2 protein-coding genes are annotated in these 1,758 nt (G+C 69.6%); both read right to left on the bottom strand.

Annotated features, from left to right (window positions below; genetic code table 11):
• Nucleotides 1-256 precede the first annotated feature (256 nt).
• Nucleotides 257-940, bottom strand: a complete 684-nt coding sequence (locus AC1DIW_RS21790) for a signal peptidase I (protein ID WP_478110906.1) — start codon at nucleotides 938-940, stop codon at nucleotides 257-259.
• A gap of 110 nt (nucleotides 941-1,050) precedes the next feature.
• Entirely contained in the window at nucleotides 1,051-1,695 is a 645-nt protein-coding gene (locus tag AC1DIW_RS21785; protein ID WP_478110904.1) for a TasA family protein, read from the bottom strand.
• Nucleotides 1,696-1,758 lie beyond the last annotated feature (63 nt).

The following is a 1,758-nucleotide window of genomic DNA, read 5'->3' as shown; positions in this document are numbered from 1 at the left end:
GTGGTCTTCTTGCCGTGCTTCTTCGAGGTGGCGACGCCCATGGTGACTGCTCCTGGTGTGAGTCCGGCCCGAGTCGGGCCGGGAGGCTGCGGGTCGGGGTTTCCCTTCCGACACCTGAACTCTGCCGGGCCGAACGCAAGACAAACCCGGCCAAACACCAAGGAATCCCGCAAGAAAGGCACAACCCCACGGCATACGACAAGACCCGCCCACCGAAGACGGTGAGCGGGGCTCCGGCGATTCTGCGTGGCCGGCGTCAGGCCCTGTCGTCGGCCTCGTCGCTGTCGTCGTCGGTGTTGTCCGTCGTCCAGATGCTGCGGAGGGTGAGGAGGACGAACCCGGCGAGAGCGCCCCAGAGGACCCAGCCCTGACCCAGCGCCCCACGGACTCCACGGATGACGTCACCGACGTGCGGGACGACGAGGGTGGCCTCCCAGACGGTGTCACCGTCGAGGGTCGCGACCCAGGGGTCGACGTCGGAGTTGGCATCACCCTTGGTCACGACCGTGCGTCGGCCCGCGGCATCGGTGCCGAGCTTGACGATGCGGTGGGTCTCGACGCGGTGGTCCTCGACCGGGATCCCGTAGGTGATGACATCACCGACGCGCACATCGGCGACGGCACGCGGAACGGTCACGACGACGTCGCCCGGGTTGATGCCGGGCGACATCGAGCCCGTGAGCATCGTGGCGGTGCGGTAGCCGAAGACGTGCGGACCGATGGCCAGCAGGAGGAAGGCTGCAGCGGCAGTCGCCGCCAACGCGGTCGCCGTGATCTGCCACAGGCGCCGCACCAGACCCACCGTCGTCGACGGTTCGAGCTCGTCGCCGGCCGGGTCGGTCCGCTCGCGGTCCTCTGCGGCGGGTGTGACCGGGTGGCTGTCGTCGTCGAGGCGGATCGACAGGGCCGCGAGCTTCGTCTCGAGTGGAATGGCACTCATTGGGTTTCCTTCATGCTCAAGCGGTATGCGGCCAGGGTCCGGCGGGTGCTGGTGCGGTGCCGGCCCAGGTGTCCGAGGCCGGCACCGCCGGTAATGCGGTGGCGCTGGGGTCAGCGGTTGGTGGCGGCGCGCTGGGTGCCGGTGAAGTCGAAGTTGATGACGCTGTTCAGGCCCTGGAAGGTGTTGTCCGCAGCGGTCGGGAACGCGAGGTTGACGCGCAGGTTGTCGACGCCACCGCTGGTGAGCGAGGCGACGTTGGTCAGCGCGACGTTGGCGCCGACGACCTTCTGCGCGGGCAGCACCGTCTTGACGATGCCTCCGCCGTTGCAGGTGTAGGTGTAGGCCGGCGCGACGCCCGCCTCGGTCCAGCCCGTCGAGCAGGAGTCGATGCTCAGCTGCAGCCCGTTCGTGGGGTCGGTGTCGAGCTTGCTCGAGGTCAGCGGCGCCGAGGTCGTCAGGCTCAACGAGCCGAGGTTCTGGTTGCCGGTGTTGCTCAAGGTCACGGCGCGCTGGATCGTGTCGCCCGGGACGAGGCCGGTCGCGGCGACCGAGAACCGGTTCGCCGCACCCGGCTGGCCGAGCTCGACCTTGACGGTGCCGGCGGTGACCGAGGCGCTGGCCGAGGTCGTCGAGGTGAACGAGCCGTAGGTGCCCAGGCCGGCGACACCGGCCGCGGCGGCCACGAGCGCCACCGAGGCCAGGACCTTGCCCGAGGTGGTCTTCTTGCCGTGCTTCTTCGAGGTGGCGACGCCCATGGTGACTGCTCCTGGTGTGAGTCCGGCCCGAGTCGGGCCGGGAGGCTGCGGGTCGGGGTTTCC

It is taken from the genome of Terrabacter sp. 01T434 (genome assembly GCF_056398545.1).
The sequence above is the reverse complement of the archived record's forward strand: the minus strand, read 5'-3'. Positions and strand labels throughout refer to the sequence as shown.